This is a genomic window from Neobacillus driksii (assembly GCF_013409995.1).
Classification (GTDB): Bacteria; Bacillota; Bacilli; order Bacillales; family Cytobacillaceae; genus Neobacillus; species Neobacillus driksii.
The window spans coordinates 295,883-316,115 of the sequence record NZ_JACCBX010000005.1; the positions used below are offsets into that span (position 1 = coordinate 295,883).

The following is a 20,233-nucleotide window of genomic DNA, read 5'->3' on the forward strand; positions in this document are numbered from 1 at the left end:
TCATCACCCTCCTAACCCTAGCATAATCGTTTCAAGTGTGGCTTGAAGCGGTGAGCTTAGAACGCTTGGTATTACCCCGATTAAGACGATTAAAGCGATTAATACAACAACTGGTACGAATTCGACGCCCTTAAGGTCGACGAGTCCTGTAAATTCACGATGTGCTTGGCCGTACGTAATGCCGAGCACGGCACGTAATAAATAAACAGCCGTCATGATAATTCCGATTGTTCCGACTGCGGCAATCCAAGGCAGTTCTTCAAATAAACCTAAAAACGCCATGAATTCGCTGACGAATCCGGACATTCCTGGCAATCCGAGTGAAGCCAATGCACCTGCAAGCAAGAAGCCTGAAGCAATCGGCATTCCCTTTGCCATTCCGCCCAGGTTTTCCATAAGTGACGTATCCGTCCGCTCATAGAAAGCACCAACTAAGAAGAACAGTAGTGCTGAGATTAGACCATGTGACACCACTTGGAAAATCGCGCCTTGTACACCGGCTTCATTCAACGCCGCTAACCCGATTAACACGATTCCCATGTGTGAAATCGATGAGTACGCCAAGACCATTTTAAAGTCTGTTTGAATGAACGCTAAGAACGCTCCGTAGAGAAGGTTTACCACTCCAAGGATGGCCAAAAGTACGGCAAGTTTCTCAAACTGTTCAGGAAAAATTCCCAATCCAAAGCGAATTAACCCGTAGGCACCGATTTTCAATAGAATACCAGAGTGAATCATAACAATGGATGGCGGCGCCTGCACGTGGACGCGAAGCATCCAGCTGTGTAACGGGAAGATTGGCAGCTTAACGCCAAAAGCAACTAAGAGCGCAATCAATAACCCTAATTTTAATCCACTTGTCATCGGAACGTTCGAATCGCTCATGATTTGCGTGAGCATATCAATATTGGTCGTTCCTGTTTTTGCAAATAGAATCATAATCACAATTAACAGTACGGCTGAGCCTAAACCGTTATAGATTAAGAAACTATAAGCAGCTTTTTCTTTTTCAAAATAACCCCATTTCCCAATTAAGAAGAAGGTTGGGATTAACGTAATTTCAAAGAATAAGAAAAATAGAATTAAGTTTTCAGCTGTAAAAACTCCGAGCATTCCAATTTCTAAAAGAAGGAATAGCATGAAGTAGCCTTTCCACTCTTTTTTAATATAAATGGAGGCAATGGCTGCGAGTGTTGCAACTACGGCCGTTAGGACGACTAAAAGCATCGTGAAGCCGCTGACGCCAAGTTCATAGTTTACCTTCCAGAATCCTGCTTCAACACCTTGCAGACCGCCAAAGGTAATCCAATCCTTCGCCACATCAAAATCGCTTAAATCCTTACCCGCGAGGTAATGGAGATAAAGGCCGATGGCAATACCCAGTGCAGGCAGTGTTGCTAGGAAGCCGACAATTTTGATCGTTTTTTCCTCTGTTTTTGGCATGAACGCTAACACCACGATACCGAGTAACGGGGAGAATACTAGTAATGATAGAACGAAAGAAAGATCCATTTATAAGTACCCCCCTGTTAACACAAAGATGACTGCTAGCAGTGCCAAGCCGACAAATGCTACGGCTGCATAGGTTTGCGTTTGACCGGTTTGCAGCTTTGAACCTGCTGCTCCAAGACCTTGAACAATTCCTGCCACGCCCTTCATGATTCCTTCCACTAGGAAGACATCGATGAAGCGTAGGAAGTAACTAATACCCTTTGTAACCGCCACTACTGACATTTGATAGAATTCGTCAATGTAATATTTGTTTAGCAAAATGCTGTGAAGCGTATCGCCGCTTCCTGATAGCCAGTTGCGTGCGATGGAACGCTTATAGTAAATCAAGTAAGCAAGGTAGATACCTGCTAAGGAAACCACAGTTGCGGCAATCATGATCCAAACTGGACCTTCGACATGCCCATGACCAAGTGCTTCATTTCCATCAACGAGCCATTCGCCAAGGTTGTGATTGAATGGTGTTTGCACATAACCAGCGATAATCGCCAACACGCCAAGAAAGATCATTGGGAACGTCATCATCGATGGTGATTCGTGAACATTTTTCATTGGTGTCCGTGCTTCTCCGGTAAAAACCATAAAGAACAAACGGAACATATAAAATGCGGTCATAAATGCAGCTGCAAGCGCAAGTAGGAACAAGATTGGATGTCCGCCTTCCCACGCTGCGATTAAAATTTCATCTTTACTGAAGAACCCTGAAAACAATGGTACACCGCTGATGGCAAGTGTTCCGATTAAGAATAATGGTGCGGTAAGCTTTAGCTTTTTCCAAAGGCCACCCATCTCTTCGATGTTCTGTGTGTGTACCGCATGAATCACGCTTCCGGCTGCTAAGAACAGCAACGCTTTGAAGAAGGCATGTGTCATCAAGTGGAATACACCCGCCACATAGCCTGCAGAGCCAAGCGCAAGCATCATATAACCGAGCTGGCTGACGGTTGAATAGGCTAAAACACGTTTAATATCGGTTTGTACAAGTCCAATGCTTGCAGCGAAAATCGCTGTAAATGCACCGATGACTGCTACAGTTAATAGTGCTGTTTCACTCGCCGCGAACAGCGGGAAAAGGGAAGCAACTAAGTAAACACCGGCTGCAACCATTGTCGCCGCGTGGATTAAAGCCGAAACTGGTGTCGGACCTTCCATCGCATCCGGCAGCCATGTATGCAGCGGGAACTGACCTGATTTACCAACAGCCCCGATGAAGATTAAGATGGCTGTTAAAGTAATCATCGTGGTTGATACAGCGCCTGCCTCAACAGCACGGAAAATTTCACTGTATTCAAAGCTTTTTGTTTCCCAGAATAATAAAATCATCCCGATTAAGAGACCAACGTCCCCGATACGGGTCATAATGAACGCTTTTTTTGCCGCAGCCTTCGCTTCTTCCTTGTAGAAATAGAATCCGATTAAGAGGAAGGAACCGACTCCGACGAGCTCCCAGAAAATATAAGTTTGCAGCAGGTTGGGCGAGATGACAAGCCCGAGCATTGCAAACGTAAATAGTCCTAAATAGGCATAGAATACTGGAAACCGCTCATCCCCGTGCATATACCCTTTCGAATATGTATGTACCAGGAAGCTGACGAGCGAGACAATTACTAGCATTAATGCATTCAATTGATTCACTTCAAAGCCCGCTGTTAAAGAAATATCTCCTATTCTGAGCCACTCCGTTGATGTCTTAAACGTTGGTTGAGTGAAACGCTCGAACAACACCAACAACGAATATACAAGCGAGGCCAACGTAAGCAGAATACCCACGTACGCACTCACATCTCTCAGCTTCTTACCAAATAGAAGAAGAATCAAAAACGATAATAGCGGGAAAAGCGGTATGATCCATGCATTTTCCATCATCATCACAATCCCCTTTTTTAGAAATGGTGCCTGTCACCCGTGGTGAATTTTATTGAAAATTCACTAGTGGAAACTGTCCACCGAGGGCGTTCACCAATAATTACCAATTTGTCCACCTGAGATGGACAGTGTCTTTCTGCGGTGACGGGCACCGCAGTGTTGAAAAAAATATATTATTTGCAAAATTTAGTTTTTCATTGTGTCCATATCGTCGATGTTTACGGTTTTGCGGTTGCGGTATAGGGCCATTAAGATGGCTAGACCGACTGCTGCTTCTGCAGCGGCTACGCAAATCGTGAACAGCGCGAAGATTTGACCGGTGATGGATGGTGCTACACCGTATTTGCTGAAGGTTACCAGGTTAATATTAACGGCATTCAGCATTAATTCAATAGAGATTAAGACGATTACGGTGTTTCTTTTTGTCAATGCCCCATATAAGCCGATACAGAATAAAATCAGTGCGAGTGCCAAGAAGGCTGAAGCAGGAACTGAACTCATTCCTTGTCACCCTCCTTCTCCTCTTTCTTCGCCAGAACAATCGCTCCGACAAGTGCGACTAATAGTAGTACAGATGTTAATTCAAATGGGATCACCCATTTAGAGTAAAGGGCTTCCCCTATTTTCATCGTATTGTCCACATGTAAGTCTGTTGGTACCTGTACCACGTTGAAATCATAGATTCCAATGTAAACAGCTGCTGCAAATCCAAGTATACCTAGAAATAATAGAACCTTTCTTCCCTTGCCAGTGGTGGTTTCCCCTTCATCATCATGCTTGGTTAACATGATTCCAAATAACATGATAATGGTAATCGCACCGGAATAAATCAAGATTTGAACCGCTGCGACAAATTCAGCTGACAGCAGCACGTAAATACCGGCAATGCTGACGAACGTAAAAATGAGGGCCACGACCATATGCACGACTTTAGTAAGGTTCAATAACAGGACACCGCCGATGATGGCGACAAGGGCGAGGCCCATAAATGCGATAAACTCGCCTGTAATTGTCATGGTTTATTCACCTGCCGTACGTTTTCATCGTTCTCATCTAACCACTCAAGGTTTTTAAATAACATATCACGGCTGTATGACGCTAACTCAAAGTTATTGGTCATGACAATCGCTTCGGTCGGGCAAACCTCTGTACAGAGGTCACAAAGGATACAAATCTCGAAATTGATATCATACGTATCAATGATTTTTCCTTTTTTCGTTGGATCCGGATGTTTTTTACCCGTTAAATTAATACATTCTGTCGGACAAATGTTCATGCACTGATTACACACAATACACTTTTCCGGATAGAACTTTTGAATGCCGCGGAAGCGGTCCGGAAGCGGAAGCGGCTCATCTGGATAATTATAGGTTACCTTTTCTTTCGTTAGCTGTTTTAGGGTATATTTCAAGCCTTTTGTAAATCCAAGCACGTTTTTCACCCCTTTTTCATTTTAAAAATTGCTTTCTTCAATTGTTTTTTATTAATTCCTTCAAGGGCTCTGCCATTCGCGAACATCCCTTGAAGTTCGTGATTGCTGTGTTAAACTAGGCTGTTGATTTGCGCTCCAGGCGCTACGCTTTCCGCGGGCTCGCCCGTTAGCCTCCTCGGTCGTTCCGACCTGCGGGGTCTCACTCAGCTCGTTCATCCCGCAGGAGTCGAGCGCCTTCCGCTCCAATCAACAGGTTCTAAAAAGCAACAGTCTACATTAACACAGCCTATTCAAATAGCCTTAGAAAAATAATGTTTTGATTAACGCTGTTAAGAAAATGTTTGCTAATGCGACTGGGAATAGTACTTTCCACGCGAATTCCATTAATCGGTCGATTCTAAAACGTGGAAGTGTAGCTCGCAGCCACATGTAAACAAAAACAACCAAGCTAAATTTGAGTGCAAACCATACTGCGCCCGGAATAAATCCTAAGACATCCAACGGCGGCAGCCATCCGCCTAAGAAGATGACGGTGATTAAGGATGACATCGCAAACATGTAAACATATTCGGTGAGCATAAAGAATGCCCAACGGAATCCTGAGTACTCAACAAAGTATCCGGCAACCAGTTCGTTCTCTGATTCAGGAAGGTCAAATGGTGTCCGGTTTAATTCTGCAATCGATGCGATGAAAAACACGATAAAGGCAATTGGCTGATAAAGTATGAACCAGCCATGCTCCTGCTGAAGTACAATATCAGATAAATTCAAGCTTCCCGTTAACAAAATAACACCTAAAACGGACATAACAAGCGGAATCTCGTAGGAGATCATTTGTGCGCCTGCACGCATGCCCCCTAGGAGCGCATATTTATTGTTGGACGCCCAGCCGCCGAGAACCATTCCAAATACAGTCATACCTGAAACGGCAATATAATAGAGTAAGCCGACCCCGATATCGGCAAATTGAAATTTGTCCGTGAACGGGATGGTTGCGAGTACCATAAATGCTGGTGTAAAGGCAATGATTGGCGCCAGGATAAATAACGGCCTGTCGGCTGCCTTTGGAATAACGTCTTCTTTTAATAGAAGTTTAAGAACGTCCGCTACCGTCTGTAATAACCCCCACTTACCGCCAAGCTGGTTAGGGCCGTGACGGGCCTGCATGTATCCTAAAACCTTACGCTCTGCTAATATTGCATAGGTTACGAAACCTAAGACTACTAAAAGTAAGACAACGGCAAGTAAAAAGAAGATTCCAAAGTTCATTAAGCCTGGACTGGATTGGAGTAAATCCTCTATCATTAGCCGTCCACCTCCCCAAGGACAATGTCAACTGCCCCTAAAATCGCAATCAAGTTTGCAATGTTTTCGCCTACTAATAATTTCGGGAGAATTTGCAGATTATAGAATGAAGGTCTTCTAAACTTCAAGCGATACGGTTCTTTTTTACCGTCACTTGAGATGTAGCAGCCAATTTCTCCACGAGGAGATTCAATTCTTACAAAAGCTTCCCCTTTTGGTGCTTTGATAATCTTTGGCACTTTCGCCATAATCTCACCTTCAGCAGGGAATTGCTCACACGCCTGTTCAAGGATTTTTAATGATTCTTCGATTTCTTCAAGGCGCACATGGTAACGGGCCAAACAATCTCCTTCATCCCTTGTGACAACATTGAAGTCGAAACGGTCATAGATTGAATATGGCTCATCTTTACGTAAATCCCATTTCACACCGGTACTGCGAAGGTTTGGACCGCTGAGTGAATAATTGATGGCATCTTCCTTTGAATAAACGCCAACCCCTTTTACACGGTCTAAAAAGATTTCATTCCCGGATACAAGGTTATGGTAGCCTTTCAGCTGTTCACGCAAGTAAGGAACAAATTCTCTTACCCCGTCAACCCAGCCTTCTGGTGCGTCCCACTTAACCCCGCCAACACGCATATAGTTGAAGGTCAAACGAGCACCTGATAATTCATTAAGCATATTGATAATCATTTCACGGTCACGGAAAGCATAGATGAATGGGCTCGTCGCACCTAGGTCAAGGATATACGTTCCCCATGCAACCAGGTGACTGGCGATTCGCCCTAATTCCATTGCCATGACGCGGAGGAAATCGGCACGTTCTGGAACTTGGATACCCATCATTGTTTCCACCGCATGACAGATGACATAGTTGTTTGTCATCGCTGACAAATAGTCCATCCGGTCGGTGTACGGGATAATTTGTGTATATTGCAGGTTCTCGGCCAATTTTTCCGTTCCGCGGTGTAAATAACCGATGACTGGGGTTGCTTCAGTAATGATTTCCCCGTCAATCTTGACAACTAGACGGAATACTCCGTGCGTACTTGGATGCTGTGGACCGACGTTTAGCAGCATTTCTTCTGTTCTGATCACTGGTTACACCTCCACATCATACGGTTCATAATCTTTACGCAGTGGATGGCCAACCCAATCTTCTCCTAGCATAATCCGATGTAAATTCGGATGTCCGGTAAACTTAATTCCTAGTAAATCATAAGCTTCGCACTCAGGCCAGTTAGCTCCTGCCCAAATTGGCTGCAAGGACTCGATTGTTGGTTCATCGCGGTCAATCTTTACTTTTAACGCCACTGATTGGCGATTTTTGTATGAGAATAAGTGAACATAAACTTCCATATGTGTGACAAAATCTGTTCCATGCAGCTCAGAGAGATAATCGAACCCGAGGAGCTCATTATATTTCAAAAATTGAGCTACCTTGAAATATGTATCTTTCTTTGCAACAAGTGTTGGAACATCTTTCGATAATTTATTAATATAAGAATCTTCTAAAACATTAGGGCCTAAGTTTTCCTTGATAACCTTTCTATACTTATCTAAGAAAGGCTGATTTGGTGATGGTTGAACGGCCGTATCGGCTGGCGATACGTCGCCACCTTTTGCTGTGCCTGCTGCTTTTGCTTTCGCTGCTGCTGCCGCTTTGGCTTTTGCTACTGCCGCTGCCTTTTTCTTCGCAAGGTCGTCACCATCATCGCTGGTTTCGGCTTCTGTTGCTGGGGTTTCTTCTACCGGCGTACTGCCTGCCGCTAACTCCATTGCCTTCCGCTTCGCCGCTGCTGCCGCTTTCGCCTTAGCGACTGCCGCTGCCTTTTTCTTCGCAAGGTCGTCACCGTCATCACTGGTTTCAGCTTCTGCTGCTGGTGTTTCTTCTGCCTGCGTATTGCCTGCCGCTAACTCCATCGCCTTCCGCTTCGCCGCTGCTGCCGCTTTTGCCTTTGCTACTGCTGCAGCTTTTGCCTTTGCTACTGCTGCAGCTTTCTGTTTTGCAAGATCGGCTCCATCCTCTGGCGCTTCAGTTGTTGCTGTAGTTTCTTCCACTGCTTCAACAGGAGCAGGAGCTTCGTCCTCCACAATACCTTCACGCTTTTTCTTAGCCAGTGCAGCCGCCTTTGCCTTCGCTGCTGCAGCTGCTTTTTTCTTCGCAAGGTCTGCACCATCTTCTGCTGGTGTTACAGCTGGCTGTTCTTGTTGGACTGGCAACTCAACCTGACTAAGCGCTTGTTCAGAAGGTTTGTCCTCCTGTTTCTGTGCACCTTGAGATTCTCCTGCTGCCTTCGCTTGACGCTTCGCTAACGCCGCCGCCTTCGCTTTCTCAGCCGCTTCTCTTTTTAATTGATCGAGATCCTTCTCCCCGCTCATCGGTTAGATCACCTTCTTCCCAGTCTTCGCCTCATAGCGAATCTTTTCCTTTAATTTATTGATTCCATAAATTAATGCGGCCGGGTTTGGTGGGCATCCAGGGATATAAACATCAACAGGGACGATTTGATCGACACCCTTAACAACAGAATAAGACTTCACATACGGACCTCCTGCAGTTGCGCAAGACCCCATCGCAATAACCCATTTCGGCTCTGGCATTTGATCATACAAACGGCGGACAATCGGCGCCATCTTCTTCGTAACCGTACCAGATACAATCATACAATCCGACTGACGTGGCGACGTACGGAAGATCGTTCCAAATCGGTCAAGGTCATAGTTAGCTCCGCCCGTACCCATCATTTCAATCGCACAACAAGCCAGACCAAATGTCATCGGCCACAATGAATTACTGCGTGCCCATGCTTTAATTTGCTCTAGCGTCGCAAAAAACACATTTCTTTCTAATTCTTTCATTTCCTGTGGTGAAAGGTCATCTAGTTTTAAGTCCATCGTAGCACCTTCTTCTTCCAAGCGTAGATTAAGCCAATCAACAGCATAATTACGAAAATCAGCATCTCAATTAACGCAAAAACTCCCAGCTTATCATAGGCAACCGCCCATGGATATAAAAACACAGTCTCTACATCAAAAATAACAAACATAAGGGCAAAAATATAATAGCGGACATTGAACTGTACACGGGAATCGTGAAATGGATCAATACCGCTTTCATATGTGGTATACTTCTCGACACTCGGCTTATGAGGACGCAAAAGCTTACCTAAATATAACGCCACCAACGGCAGCAGCACCCCAAGACAGAGGAACACAAAAACTATCAGATAATTATTCTGATATAAATTCAAAAGTTCCATGTCCATCCCCTCCAATGTTGTAAATTTTCATAACAATGAAATTTGTAACCGATAACATTATAGCACTGTTACAACTTTGTGTCGACAACACCACCCCATTAAAATTGGAAATTCTATCGCCGCAAAATTTCACATTACAAGCGTTTGAGAGCTCGCTCTCAGAAACGCCTTGGAATGTGAAATTTTGCAAGCGGACGCCTTAGCGGAAGCGTAATGTGCGTTAGCACATGGCGATAGAATTTCCAATTTTGTCCGCAGCCTGGTTTGTCGATACAAGGGCCCACCCCTCTGAGCGTTTGCGTGATCTCGCAGAAAAGGCTCCCTGAAATCACTTCAGAGATGACGCAATAGCGAATTGTAAAACCTTGAACACATGCACGTGATCTGAAGCAGAGCGGAAGATGACGTGCCTAGCACATGGCTCGCAAGAGCCAAATTATTCCTTATAACGACATTTAACAACAAAAAACCTATTATTGTCAGTGAGAATTGTCATAAAAAGTACATCAAATCGTACCTTTTCATACAAAAACATCGATTTACACCACGCAAAAAACTCATTATCTAAATAACAAATCGTACAACCCATCAACACTATCATATTCACAATAAACCAAATCATTCAAAACTTTCTATTAAAAAGGAATAAATATAATCAACATCCTACTAAACTCCTATAAAAAGCCAGTCGCAAGACTGGCACTCGTCATTTTCCTTCCCCAAAAAAAGGTTCATATTCCTACTTCTCCGGTTCGGATCCCCTCATAATTTCCTCCTCCTCATCCTCAACCTGCCATTGTGGTTCTCTTACCTGCTCGCCAACTCCAAAAATACTAAGATTTGAATCACGAAGTATTTATATAAAAACAACAAAGACCCATGCAACAAGCCAAAGGTCTTTGTTTTACATTATTTCGTTAAATCAAGATCACTGTCCATATCGACGTCAATATAGAAGTTTACTTTATTAGCAAGGAGGTAGTACACAGAGTAATGTACCGGTCTTTCATGATCATCCTTTATTACCTTTTTAACTTGAATGACGGTTTCCATTCGTGAGACTTGAAGAAGCTTGCTTAAATCTTGAGGAGGAAGAATAAACTCCATTTCCTTCCGCGCTTTGCCGAACTTTATTCCGTAATCATCATTTATAACTTTAAAGGTTGAAACATTATCCTTTATTTTTTCAGAAATGCCAGGGTAGATATCACATGGTAAATAGGCAAAGTCAACACTAAAGATATTATTTCCATCCTTTATTAGTCGTACAAGCTTCACCACTTCAAATGGCTCATTACGTTCAAAATACTGCATAAGCTCTGTGTCAGCGGTTTCAATTTGGTTGACCAAAATTTCTTTTGTGAAATTGCCATCCCCTGTCGCTACTGACAATTCCGAAAAGCCTTGTAGATTAAGAATATGGATTTTTTGTTTCACGTTTTTGACAAAGGTCCCTTTTCCATGAATGATTTCAATGACCCCTTCACTTGCAAGTTCCTTCAACGCTCGCCTAATGGTAATTCTGCTTGTGTCGAAGGCTTCACATAACTCCTTCTCATTCGGCAGTCTTTGTCCGGAAACAATTTTTCCCGTATTAATCATTTCCATAATGCCATGCTTTACCTGATCATACAAAAATACTGGGCTCTCTGTTTCAACAGATTTTTCCTTATTCATAAGTTACCTCTTCTGTAATTTTCCATATTTTTAGTAATTATAGTAATTATAATAAGAAAACGACTCAAAAACTAGTTCTCAAAGAAAAATAATAGCCTTTACCTGATGGCGTAAGGCTATAACATTTATGCTATTCCAAATCCTTTGGGTAGCCGAACCCGCCATAAAAACCGCAAGTAATACTTGCTCGTTTAGCGGCAAAATCTAATGCATCCCTCATATCTTTGTGGTTGTAGAAGGCTGTCAAAAACCCAGCGATAAAACTATCCCCTGCTCCCATCGTATCGATGATTTCAGTTTCATACACTTCTTGATAATACCTTGTACCTTGATGGATAAAAAGAGCAGGCTTAGAACCTCTAGTAATACCGATCGTTTCAAGAGTGTATTTTCCTAGCTCCTCTACTAAATTATTCAGCTCCTCATCACTTAAATGAGCTCCTGAGAAAAAACCATGTTTGATCGAAGGGCAAACTTTTTCAAGCTGGGCGGCATTATATTTATCCGAGAAATCGTAGGATATGTTAATATGCTGCGCCAAGCCCGGAAGTTCTTCTTCCATTGAACTATAGCAGCTAGTATGAGCAACATCAAACTCTTTAATATATTCATAGTCTTTTGGGGTAAGTTTTAACTTTAAGATATGTTGAACTGTATTCTTTGGTCCGCCTACAAAGACACGATCGCCATCCTCGGTAAGATTTACGCGGGGTTGTCCACTGATTCCTTCTGCCATACGTGAGCGGTGATAAGGAATACCTTCCAGCTCAAGTACGTTTTTCAAATGGTCTGCTTTATCGTCCGTGGCAAAAATCCCAATATAACTGACATCTTCCGCTCCTGAACGCTTACAATTTACAGCGACATTGACACAGTTACCGCCAGGATAATACTTCCCCTGATCCAAGTAACAATCTACCACATTATCTCCAATTGCAATAATCTTCACACGTGCTCATCCTTTCTTTAACCTTTTACAGAACCTTCAGATAGTCCTTGAACTAGATACTTTTGCAAGAAGATTAACAGCGCAATCATTGGAAGCGAAGCGAGTACCATCCCCGCAAGGAGTACGCCCCAATCTGTCCGTAAGGCATCTCTAAAGTTCATTAATCCTGATGGAATTGTTTTCAATGTTTCCGAATCAATAAAGACTGTGGCAAATAAGAACTCATTCCATGCAAAGAATGCAGTTAGTACAATCGTTGTCAACAAAATTGGCACGGACATCGGCAAATAGATTCTTCGATAGATACCGAATTCCGTACATCCATCAATAATAGCTGACTCTTCCAGTTCTTTTGGAATACTTAAAAAATACCCTCTCAAAAGCAAAATCGTTAATGGCAATCGATAAGCGATATACGTTAAAATTAACGCCAAATGGGTATTGATTAAATCTAGATTCGTAAGGATATTAAACAATGGAATTAAGGCAACCTGCGGATTCATCATCATTCCGCCGATGGTAAAAATCAGCGCAATGTCAATCCATCTTGTCTTATATCTGGCCAGTACAAATGCCGCCATCGAGCCAATAATCAGAACCGCAATAATGGTTACACTTGTCACGAAAAAACTATTCATAAAATAGCCGGATATACCTTTTGACCAGGCAAGTGAGTAGTTTTCAACAATCCAAGTACTTGGTAAGCCCCAGACATCATTGAAGATCTCATTATAGCTCTTCATCGAAGAGATAACCATCCAAAGAAGCGGATAAAGGATGACGATTGCAAAGGCCGCCAACATTAACATGGTGACAAATTGGCCGATACTAAATTTCCGTAGTTTCCGAGATGGTTTTATTACCTGCTCCACAGATGGTTTTATTACCTGCTCCATGTTAATCATCCTTTCCCGTCCGAGACAATTTAATTTGTATTAGCGCCAGCACCGCTGTCAAAAGAAAGATAATAATCGCCAGTGTCGAAGCATAGCCCATGTTATCTTTCACAAATCCAGTCTGATACATATGTACAGACATAACCGTTGAACTAAAGCCTGGTCCGCCATTCGTCAAAATATAAGGTTCGTTGAAAACGAGCATAGATCCAGTGATCGTAATTAACGTGTTTACAAATATAGCTTCTCTTACTTGTGGTACTGTAATGCTAAAAAACTTTCTTATTTTTCCAGCTCCATCTATATCAGCAGCTTCGTAAAGCTCTTTCGGAATTTTCTGAATCGCAACGATAAACAAAAGGGTAACAAACCCAATACTATGCCATTGTGACATTGCAATGACGGAATAAATGGCTGTCTCAGGATTGCCTAGCCATACCTCTTTCAGGTTTTCTAAACCAATTAATTCAAGGAAACTGTTTAAAAGTCCCATTTGCGGGTTGTAAACAAACCCAAATAGTAAAGCCACAACAGAAATGGAAATCATAACTGGCATAAAGTAAACGACCCTAAGGAAAGGGGCTACTCTGTGAAATAATTTATCTTCCAAAATATAAGCTAACACTAATGCTAGACCGACCTGTAAGACCACAGAAATGATTGCATACTTAACGTTATTGAGAAGTGCAACACTTACTACCTTATCGGCTAATAGGTTTTTAAAATTTTCCAAACCAACAAAGGTTTTTGTTTGAGAGAATACAGAAAAATCAAAGAAGCTATTGTAAAAGTTTTGTATAAGCGGAATATAGACAAATACGAGCAGCAAGGCGATACTCGGCAATAAGAATAGTACAGGGATAATATTAAATTTCCTTCTTTGCATTGACCCCACCCCTAATATTTTTGACTCGTTTGTTAGATTTTCCCCAAGATTCTCAGGAACACTGTCCTCGAACCTTGGGGAAGGGGAATTCATTCTACTTTTTCAAACGTTTTGCTTCAGCTTGAACTTCCTTCATAATGTCTTCAGGAGTCGTTTGCTCATTTGCTAATGTCTGTCCGCCTCTCATAAAGATATCGGCAATATTGATATTAACAGCATTATCAAACCATGGTGTAGTTGCAGAAGCATTTGTTACGAGCTCATACGCTTCTAATCTGGCAGGAGAAGTATTGCCTTCATCAACAGCACCCTGTACGGCATTCAATTGTCCATCTGTTTTTGTGAAATCGTAAGCCGTTTCTTCAGATGTTAAGAACTTCAAGAAATCAACTGCTTCTTTTGGTGCATTTTTACTTAACATCCATCCTTCAGGTGCACCAGTAAGTGCCTTAGAATCACCTTTACCGCCCTCAATTTCAGGGAAGTCAAAGAAACCGAAGTCTTTCATACCTTCATCTTCTACCATTTTAACTTCAGCAAACTGCATGTAAACGATTGGTGCTTCACCACTAGCAAACATATTTCTTGCAGCCTCGTGGTCAATTGCAGTTGATAGATCTCCCATGTAATCAGTAAGTTCCTTGAAGATTTCCAATCCTTTAATATAACCTGGATCTGTAAACTCACCTGTTTCGACGTTATAATCTTTTGCTGTTACAGCAGGATCAACAACCCTTTGGAAAATAGTTCCCATGTAATGCGAAATCGCCCATGCATTGGTTAAACCTTCTACTAACGGCGTTTCATAGCCAGCATCCTGTAACTTATCTAGAACTGCGATAAATTCTTTATAGGTTTTAGGAACTTCAAGATTATTTTTCTTGAAGGCTTCCTTATTATAGAAGAATGCCTTTCCGTCAACGGTAAATGGTACTCCATACTTCTTTTCATCAAATGTAAAACCTGCAAACTGAGACTCGATTACTTTTCCTGCCCACTCAGAATCCTCTGCTAAAATATTATCTAGCTCCATAATACGACCAGATGATACAAGGTTTTCAGCAAATGAGTCAGACCAAGATGAGAAAATATCTGGAAGATCGTCGTTAGAAACGAGTACTCTAATTTTCTCTTTGTAAGAGTCGTTTAAAACAGAATTGACATTAATTTTAACCCCTGGATTAGCCTCTTCAAATTCTTTAATTTTCTGATCATAGAAAGATTTCCGTGGTTCATTCGGCCATCTATGGAAGAAATTGATTTCTACTACATCTTTATCAGAAGATTTTTTTTCTTCGTTTCCTGCTGAGGAGGAACAAGCTGTTAACGCTAATAAAAGAACTGTCATGAAAATGGCTAAAAATCTTTTCATTTTTTCACTCCCTTTAAAATATTCTGATAATAAATTTTAAAATAATAAAATGGAGTGAGTTCAATTAAGTGTCCTAGTCAACAACGTAGATTAGATTAACCTTCAACTGAACCTTGTCCACTTGTAAAACGTGTCCCGTAAGTATATTAGAAAATCTTTCTTATAATCTATCATGTTGAACCCGAGTTGTTAAGTGACTAATGTTGGTAGATTAATATTCCATTTTCCACATATAGCGTCTTACTGAAAGCGGGTGACCTGTATGCTCTGCCAATCCATCTGCATATTGACGTAATACAACACCTGCAAGAGCTGGACCAAAGTATTCTTTAAGATCTTCATCAATACCTGTGTAATCCAATTCCGCTACATCGACAACTTCAACTTTTTTACTGAATTTTTGTGCAAAGTTAATCGCTCTTTCATCTAATGGACGAGTAGCGCCTTCTCCTTTAATAATTAGGAATGGAACATCAAAGTCCGTTGCTTCAAATGGTCCGTGGAAGTATTCGCCAGAATGGATCGCATTAGAGTGGATCCACAACATTTCCATTAACAAGCAGCTTGTAAACGAATATGCCTGGTGATAGTAAGCACCGCTACCCATTGTATAAATCAGTTTATCACGCTTGTATTCGCTTCCAAATTGGAATGCACGATCATAAGTCAATTTTCTGTTTGATTCAAAAAGAGTTTCTAAATTATTTAATTGATTTAATACTCTTTCGTATTTTTCATTTGGTGAAACCGCATTCAAAATACCGAAAATTAAGCTGTAATATACACCAGTTTCGCCGTCAATCGCATCTGAGCCATCCTTATAGTTGTAATGAACTGTATACTCGGCTTCTTGACAAAGTGGAGAATCAACCTCCATGGAAATCGCAATCGTAACTGCTCCTTTTTCTCTTGCAAATTTAGCAGCAGCAACTGTTTCTGGTGTAGTTCCTGAATGTGAACGAAGGATAACAACGCTTCCTTCACCAAGTCCTGGTGGGTTCACATGAACAAATTCATTAGAAGTATAAACTCTGCTTGGAATCTCAATTTCTCTGTTTAAGAAATAATCCCCAGTAGCAAGGGACGCCATCGAACCCCCACAAGCTACAAAATAAACATTCTTCACTTCTATTGCTTTAACTGCATTGATAGCAGCAGCAATTTGGTTAACATGTTCAGTTTTCATTTACTTTACCCCCTAATGTTATATGACATCATATGATGTCTTACTAAGAGTATAAACTGACTTATCCCGCAAGTCAAACACTTTTAAAGATTCTGTTAATTACTTTTTTCCGACAAAGTCTGACAAAATCACAAAAAAACAACCCTTATTCCAAATAAGGGGCTACTCCAATACCTCTATCACTTTTTCTAAATCTTCGATAATTTTATATGCCTTTTCCTTCATTTCCTCCGTAGGATCAATTAAATCGGGTACCAATATACAACGAATTTCTGCCGCACAAGCTGCCTTCAACCCATTCAATGAGTCCTCTAACACTAAAGCAGACTCCACCGGCTCCCCGGCGATTTTACACGCTTCTAAAAAAATATCGGGATGAGGCTTACCCTTTTTCACTTCATTCCCACTAATATAAAAATCAAAGCGATCCTCAAGGCCTGTCAGCTTCAAGTATGAAGCAATCGTTTCCCGTGCACTGGAGGAAGCAATGCATTTTTTCATTCCCCGCTGATCAAGCGCATCTAGTAGTTTTATGGCTCCCCGCTTTATACCAACGCCATCGTTCGCTAAAATCTCCTTAAACCGCTTCCGATAATCGATAATGATTTCTTCATACGGAAGTTTACCGCCATACATTTGCTGCATTACTTCCATTGACTTACCATGCGCCAACCCGATTAACTGTTTATAGTTCTCAATCGTAAACGTAAAACCTCGTCTTTCAACCGCTTCCTTTAATGCTTGAAACGACGGCCATTCCGTATCAAACAACAATCCATCCATATCAAAAATTACTAACTTCACCTTCTATCCCTCCTACTTTTTCCAATTATATTAAATATAACATCATAATACGTTATATGTCATTAATCGAACTTAATCAAAACAAATACTAGAAAAAGTAAAAACCCCTACCAGTCCGTCGACCAGCAGGGGGTTAATTGATAAAACATCACCTAAATAAACGACCGTACCACCATCAAAATACTTAATGCCAATCCGATTAAAGCAAGAAATGAAAACACCACTAATTCCTTCATTTCCCCTTTTCGTACTAACTGTGGAATTTCCCATGCAAAAATTACTGCAAAGATGAGAATTATCATTAAAAACTTGAGCATTTTTCATTCCTCTTTGTCATTTAATTAAACCAATTCTTCTTACAAAGGCTTTAGAATGGATGGCAACCTTTGTTTGGGCAAATTCGTTCTCCCAGTTCTCTTTATAATGAGTATTCCATTCCTTCGGATATTTCTTGTAGACCGATTGACCAAAGCCAAAAATGTCGGACTCATACTCTTTTTGCGCCTTTTCTACAATCATTTCAATCCTTTTGCTGATTTTCTCCTCAGCATATGTTTGAATCTCCTCGATTACCTTTGTATCAAAGAGGTTTAACTTCGAGTCATTTTCGATTACGCTCAATTCTGTAACCACATCCACGTCCAGTTTTAATTCCCCTCGTTTGAGTATGGGAACAATATTCGTTTCTCCTCTTACGATTTCCATACTAATGTTTCCCCCGCCTTTTTCCTCAGGGATATTGACCGTAATAACACCCGTTTTGATTTCATTACGAAGCCATAACAGGCCTCGCGTTTCAACCTCATCCATCCAGCCTACTAGCTTGTCCCCTTTAAACACAGCGATTCCATTTACAGCCTGCGCTTCACCTGATTTATTCTTTGTATTCACTTCTAAGGGCTTTAAGGTAAACTGTGAAGCAAATGGTTCTATCCCCTCTGTCAGAAGCATATTCAGAAAATCCCTGACATAAATTTTAAACCCTACACTCATTTTGGCGAGCTCTCTCATTTCCTCTGCCGAAACACCTTCAAATTTTGGCATACTATTGATGATTTTAGAGGCTTTACCCTTTGTGAACATAATAAAGCTATTAATTCGAGGCTCAGCGTACCTTGTATGGAAGTCGACAATATGAAAAACTCCCTTTTTAGCTAAATCCTCACCAATCAAAAGGACACGGCTTTGGGAAAAAAAGATTCGTCTTGACAACTTTCCTTGAATATTTCGGTATGCCTCCGATACCGATGCACCCGTTTCTGAAATGACAATGGTGCTTTTTCCACTGCTTCCGCCTGTGGTACCCGTTACTAACTTTGAAGGGACGGCCACTTGAAGTGTTAAGCGGAGTTGATCCTCCTCGACAAGGTCAAGACCAATGGCTGTCACAATAGCAATATCGTTAATTTCAACCCGGTTCCAACAACCCGCCAGCATAATCAGTGTTATTCCCCAAATTAAAAGCATTCTCATCACTTTCATTAAGACCATCCTGTCCAGTTAAAAAACGATTAATATTTAGGTTTCCGGGAGCTTAACCGTTTCAAATTCCTTTTTCCTGTTTCATGTGGGCGTTCATTTATTTTCCACCATGGAGCCCGAATAAATATATCTTTAAGATTATTAAAATGAAAGGGAGCGATTGGAGCCATATAGGGGACACCAAACGACCGAAGTTTGACGAGATGAACCGATATAAAGAAAATTCCAAGCAGAATGCCATAAAAACCCAGCGTCGCCGCTAAGAAAATCATAAAAAAGCGAAGGAGGCGAATCGCTCCTGTTAGGGGGTAACTCGGAAACATAAACGACGCAATCCCTGTCGTTGCGACCACAATGACCAATGGAGCAGAAACAATTCCAGCCTCAACCGCTGCCTGCCCTACCACCAATGCACCGACAATACTGACAGTTGACCCGATTGGTCTCGGCAACCTCAACCCCGCTTCACGCAATGCCTCAAAGGTTATTTCCATTAACAATGCTTCAACCACCGCTGGAAACGGCACTTTTTCCCTTGAAGCCGCGACACTAAATATCAGATTGGTTGGCAGTAATTCATGATGGAAGGTGGTCACCGCAATATAAATGGAAGGAAACAATAAAGCCACAGCTAAAAATAAATAGCGGATAAATCGAATAAACGAAGTTATGATAAACCTTCCATAATAGTCCTCAGGTGAATTCATCATTTCAAAAAAAGTGACCGGAACAATAAGGGCAAATGGGCTGTTGGCCACCAAAATCCCGACTTTCCCTTCGAGAAGATTACCAACCACTCGATCCGGCCGTTCCGTCTGCAGCACCTGGGGAAACAAAGAGAACGGCTGATCCTCGATAAATTCCACAATGTAGCCGCTATCCTCAATGGCGTCAATCTCAATTCGATTTAATCGGCTCCGAACTTCCTCTACAATCGAATGCTGGGCAATATCCTCAAGATAGGTAATCATCACTTCCGTTTGTGAAAGGCTTCCGAGCTTCATATATTCAAACTTGAGTTTCGTTGTTTTTAACCGTCTTCGAATCATACTTCCATTCGTTCGGATATTTTCGGTAAAACCTTCTCTTGGACCTAAAACGACCGCTTCAGACACTGGTTCATCAACCGAGCGCTGCTCCCACGACTGCTCGCTAATAAAAAGTGCACTTTTCGAGCCATTCATGAGTAAAATTGTTCCGCCTGCTAAAATTTGATCAATCACTTCTTGGAAGGTTGTCCCTTGCTTTACTTGGGCTGAACTAAGAATCCCTTTCATATCATCTATGGTTATTTCCGCACGCCTCGGTAATTTCTCGTTAGCCTTTACTAATGGATGAATAACATGTAATTCCATTCTTTCTACATTAACTAAACCATTTAAGTACAAGATGAGCGCCGAGTAAGCAGCGTTGATCTCAATCTCCCGATAAGCAAAATCTGCGGCCCCTTCAAAAAGCTGTTTAATCCGCTGAAAATCTTCCTCCAGATTACCTGTTAACCCCTCGTTGTTACCTTGCTCTTGAACACTCTGCTCCTTCATATGAGGTTTATTTTTAGCACTTAATCTTTTCATCTGTCGGAAAATTTTCAATGCCAGCACCAC

General features: G+C 41.7%; 20 protein-coding genes. All 20 read right to left on the reverse strand.

What is annotated here, in order from left to right; all coding sequences use genetic code 11:
• Nucleotides 1–3: 3 nt before the first annotated feature.
• Nucleotides 4–1,512: an NADH-quinone oxidoreductase subunit M gene (locus F4694_RS13325; protein ID WP_179598629.1), complete on the reverse strand. Its 1,509-nt coding sequence runs from the start codon at nucleotides 1,510–1,512 to the stop codon at nucleotides 4–6.
• On the reverse strand, nucleotides 1,513–3,375 hold the full coding sequence (gene nuoL, locus F4694_RS13330) for an NADH-quinone oxidoreductase subunit L (protein WP_179599054.1): 1,863 nt from the start codon (nucleotides 3,373–3,375) through the stop codon (nucleotides 1,513–1,515).
• A 186-nt stretch (nucleotides 3,376–3,561) separates the two neighbouring features.
• Nucleotides 3,562–3,876 (reverse strand): NADH-quinone oxidoreductase subunit NuoK, encoded by a 315-nt coding sequence (gene nuoK, locus F4694_RS13335; protein ID WP_063255620.1) that lies wholly within the window; start codon nucleotides 3,874–3,876, stop codon nucleotides 3,562–3,564.
• Nucleotides 3,873–4,391, reverse strand: a complete 519-nt coding sequence (locus F4694_RS13340; RefSeq protein WP_179598634.1) for an NADH-quinone oxidoreductase subunit J — start codon at nucleotides 4,389–4,391, stop codon at nucleotides 3,873–3,875. The genes nuoK and F4694_RS13340 overlap by 4 nt, the downstream gene beginning before the upstream one ends.
• Entirely contained in the window at nucleotides 4,388–4,807 is a 420-nt protein-coding gene (gene nuoI / locus F4694_RS13345; RefSeq protein WP_063255622.1) for an NADH-quinone oxidoreductase subunit NuoI, read from the reverse strand. Before nuoI ends, F4694_RS13340 begins: the two co-directional genes overlap by 4 nt.
• Before the next feature lie 300 nt (nucleotides 4,808–5,107).
• Entirely contained in the window at nucleotides 5,108–6,112 is a 1,005-nt protein-coding gene (nuoH, locus tag F4694_RS13350) for an NADH-quinone oxidoreductase subunit NuoH (RefSeq protein ID WP_179598636.1), read from the reverse strand.
• Nucleotides 6,112–7,212, reverse strand: a complete 1,101-nt coding sequence (locus F4694_RS13355) for an NADH-quinone oxidoreductase subunit D (RefSeq protein ID WP_179598638.1) — start codon at nucleotides 7,210–7,212, stop codon at nucleotides 6,112–6,114. Before F4694_RS13355 ends, nuoH begins: the two co-directional genes overlap by 1 nt.
• Nucleotides 7,213–7,215: 3 nt before the next feature.
• On the reverse strand, nucleotides 7,216–8,496 hold the full coding sequence (locus F4694_RS13360) for an NADH-quinone oxidoreductase subunit C (protein WP_179598640.1): 1,281 nt from the start codon (nucleotides 8,494–8,496) through the stop codon (nucleotides 7,216–7,218).
• 3 nt (nucleotides 8,497–8,499) lie between these two features.
• Nucleotides 8,500–9,012: a NuoB/complex I 20 kDa subunit family protein gene (locus tag F4694_RS13365; protein ID WP_063254614.1), complete on the reverse strand. Its 513-nt coding sequence runs from the start codon at nucleotides 9,010–9,012 to the stop codon at nucleotides 8,500–8,502.
• The gene (locus F4694_RS13370) at nucleotides 9,003–9,377 is read right to left on the reverse strand and encodes an NADH-quinone oxidoreductase subunit A (RefSeq protein ID WP_179599056.1); all 375 of its coding nucleotides are present in this window, start codon (nucleotides 9,375–9,377) and stop codon (nucleotides 9,003–9,005) included. Before F4694_RS13370 ends, F4694_RS13365 begins: the two co-directional genes overlap by 10 nt.
• Nucleotides 9,378–10,286: 909 nt before the next feature.
• Entirely contained in the window at nucleotides 10,287–11,054 is a 768-nt protein-coding gene (locus tag F4694_RS13375; RefSeq protein WP_179598642.1) for a GntR family transcriptional regulator, read from the reverse strand.
• A gap of 130 nt (nucleotides 11,055–11,184) precedes the next feature.
• Entirely contained in the window at nucleotides 11,185–12,003 is an 819-nt protein-coding gene (locus tag F4694_RS13380; protein WP_179598644.1) for a PfkB family carbohydrate kinase, read from the reverse strand.
• A 17-nt stretch (nucleotides 12,004–12,020) separates the two neighbouring features.
• Nucleotides 12,021–12,899, reverse strand: a complete 879-nt coding sequence (locus F4694_RS13385) for a carbohydrate ABC transporter permease (protein ID WP_179598646.1) — start codon at nucleotides 12,897–12,899, stop codon at nucleotides 12,021–12,023.
• A 1-nt stretch (nucleotide 12,900) separates the two neighbouring features.
• Nucleotides 12,901–13,785 (reverse strand): carbohydrate ABC transporter permease, encoded by an 885-nt coding sequence (locus F4694_RS13390; protein WP_179598648.1) that lies wholly within the window; start codon nucleotides 13,783–13,785, stop codon nucleotides 12,901–12,903.
• Between the two features lie 94 nt (nucleotides 13,786–13,879).
• A complete protein-coding gene (locus tag F4694_RS13395; protein ID WP_179598650.1) occupies nucleotides 13,880–15,157 on the reverse strand; it encodes an ABC transporter substrate-binding protein in 1,278 nt (425 codons plus the stop codon).
• A gap of 211 nt (nucleotides 15,158–15,368) precedes the next feature.
• Nucleotides 15,369–16,343 carry an SIS domain-containing protein gene (locus tag F4694_RS13400; RefSeq protein ID WP_179598652.1) on the reverse strand — a complete coding sequence of 325 codons (975 nt, stop codon included), beginning with the start codon at nucleotides 16,341–16,343 and terminating at the stop codon, nucleotides 15,369–15,371.
• A 162-nt stretch (nucleotides 16,344–16,505) separates the two neighbouring features.
• A complete protein-coding gene (locus F4694_RS13405) occupies nucleotides 16,506–17,147 on the reverse strand; it encodes an HAD family hydrolase (protein ID WP_179598654.1) in 642 nt (213 codons plus the stop codon).
• A 152-nt stretch (nucleotides 17,148–17,299) separates the two neighbouring features.
• Nucleotides 17,300–17,464 carry a hypothetical protein gene (locus F4694_RS13410; RefSeq protein ID WP_179598656.1) on the reverse strand — a complete coding sequence of 55 codons (165 nt, stop codon included), beginning with the start codon at nucleotides 17,462–17,464 and terminating at the stop codon, nucleotides 17,300–17,302.
• A gap of 16 nt (nucleotides 17,465–17,480) precedes the next feature.
• A complete protein-coding gene (locus F4694_RS13415) occupies nucleotides 17,481–18,629 on the reverse strand; it encodes a Ger(x)C family spore germination protein (RefSeq protein WP_179598658.1) in 1,149 nt (382 codons plus the stop codon).
• Between the two features lie 29 nt (nucleotides 18,630–18,658).
• Nucleotides 18,659–20,221 carry a spore germination protein gene (locus F4694_RS13420; RefSeq protein WP_179598660.1) on the reverse strand — a complete coding sequence of 521 codons (1,563 nt, stop codon included), beginning with the start codon at nucleotides 20,219–20,221 and terminating at the stop codon, nucleotides 18,659–18,661.
• Nucleotides 20,222–20,233 lie beyond the last annotated feature (12 nt).

Excerpts from the sequence above, each read along its gene's own strand:
- F4694_RS13325 (WP_179598629.1), bottom strand. The coding sequence starts at position 1,512 with ATGGATCTTTCTTTCGTTCTATCATTACTAGTATTCTCCCCGTTACTC.
- nuoL (WP_179599054.1), bottom strand. The coding sequence starts at position 3,375 with ATGATGGAAAATGCATGGATCATACCGCTTTTCCCGCTATTATCGTTT.
- nuoK (WP_063255620.1), bottom strand. The coding sequence starts at position 3,876 with ATGAGTTCAGTTCCTGCTTCAGCCTTCTTGGCACTCGCACTGATTTTA.
- F4694_RS13340 (WP_179598634.1), bottom strand. The coding sequence starts at position 4,391 with ATGACAATTACAGGCGAGTTTATCGCATTTATGGGCCTCGCCCTTGTC.
- nuoH (WP_179598636.1), bottom strand. The coding sequence starts at position 6,112 with ATGATAGAGGATTTACTCCAATCCAGTCCAGGCTTAATGAACTTTGGA.
- F4694_RS13360 (WP_179598640.1), bottom strand. The coding sequence starts at position 8,496 with ATGAGCGGGGAGAAGGATCTCGATCAATTAAAAAGAGAAGCGGCTGAG.
- F4694_RS13365 (WP_063254614.1), bottom strand. The coding sequence starts at position 9,012 with ATGGACTTAAAACTAGATGACCTTTCACCACAGGAAATGAAAGAATTA.
- F4694_RS13370 (WP_179599056.1), bottom strand. The coding sequence starts at position 9,377 with ATGGAACTTTTGAATTTATATCAGAATAATTATCTGATAGTTTTTGTG.
- F4694_RS13375 (WP_179598642.1), bottom strand. The coding sequence starts at position 11,054 with ATGAATAAGGAAAAATCTGTTGAAACAGAGAGCCCAGTATTTTTGTAT.
- F4694_RS13385 (WP_179598646.1), bottom strand. The coding sequence starts at position 12,899 with ATGGAGCAGGTAATAAAACCATCTGTGGAGCAGGTAATAAAACCATCT.
- F4694_RS13390 (WP_179598648.1), bottom strand. The coding sequence starts at position 13,785 with ATGCAAAGAAGGAAATTTAATATTATCCCTGTACTATTCTTATTGCCG.
- F4694_RS13395 (WP_179598650.1), bottom strand. The coding sequence starts at position 15,157 with ATGAAAAGATTTTTAGCCATTTTCATGACAGTTCTTTTATTAGCGTTA.
- F4694_RS13400 (WP_179598652.1), bottom strand. The coding sequence starts at position 16,343 with ATGAAAACTGAACATGTTAACCAAATTGCTGCTGCTATCAATGCAGTT.
- F4694_RS13410 (WP_179598656.1), bottom strand. The coding sequence starts at position 17,464 with ATGCTCAAGTTTTTAATGATAATTCTCATCTTTGCAGTAATTTTTGCA.
- F4694_RS13415 (WP_179598658.1), bottom strand. The coding sequence starts at position 18,629 with ATGAAAGTGATGAGAATGCTTTTAATTTGGGGAATAACACTGATTATG.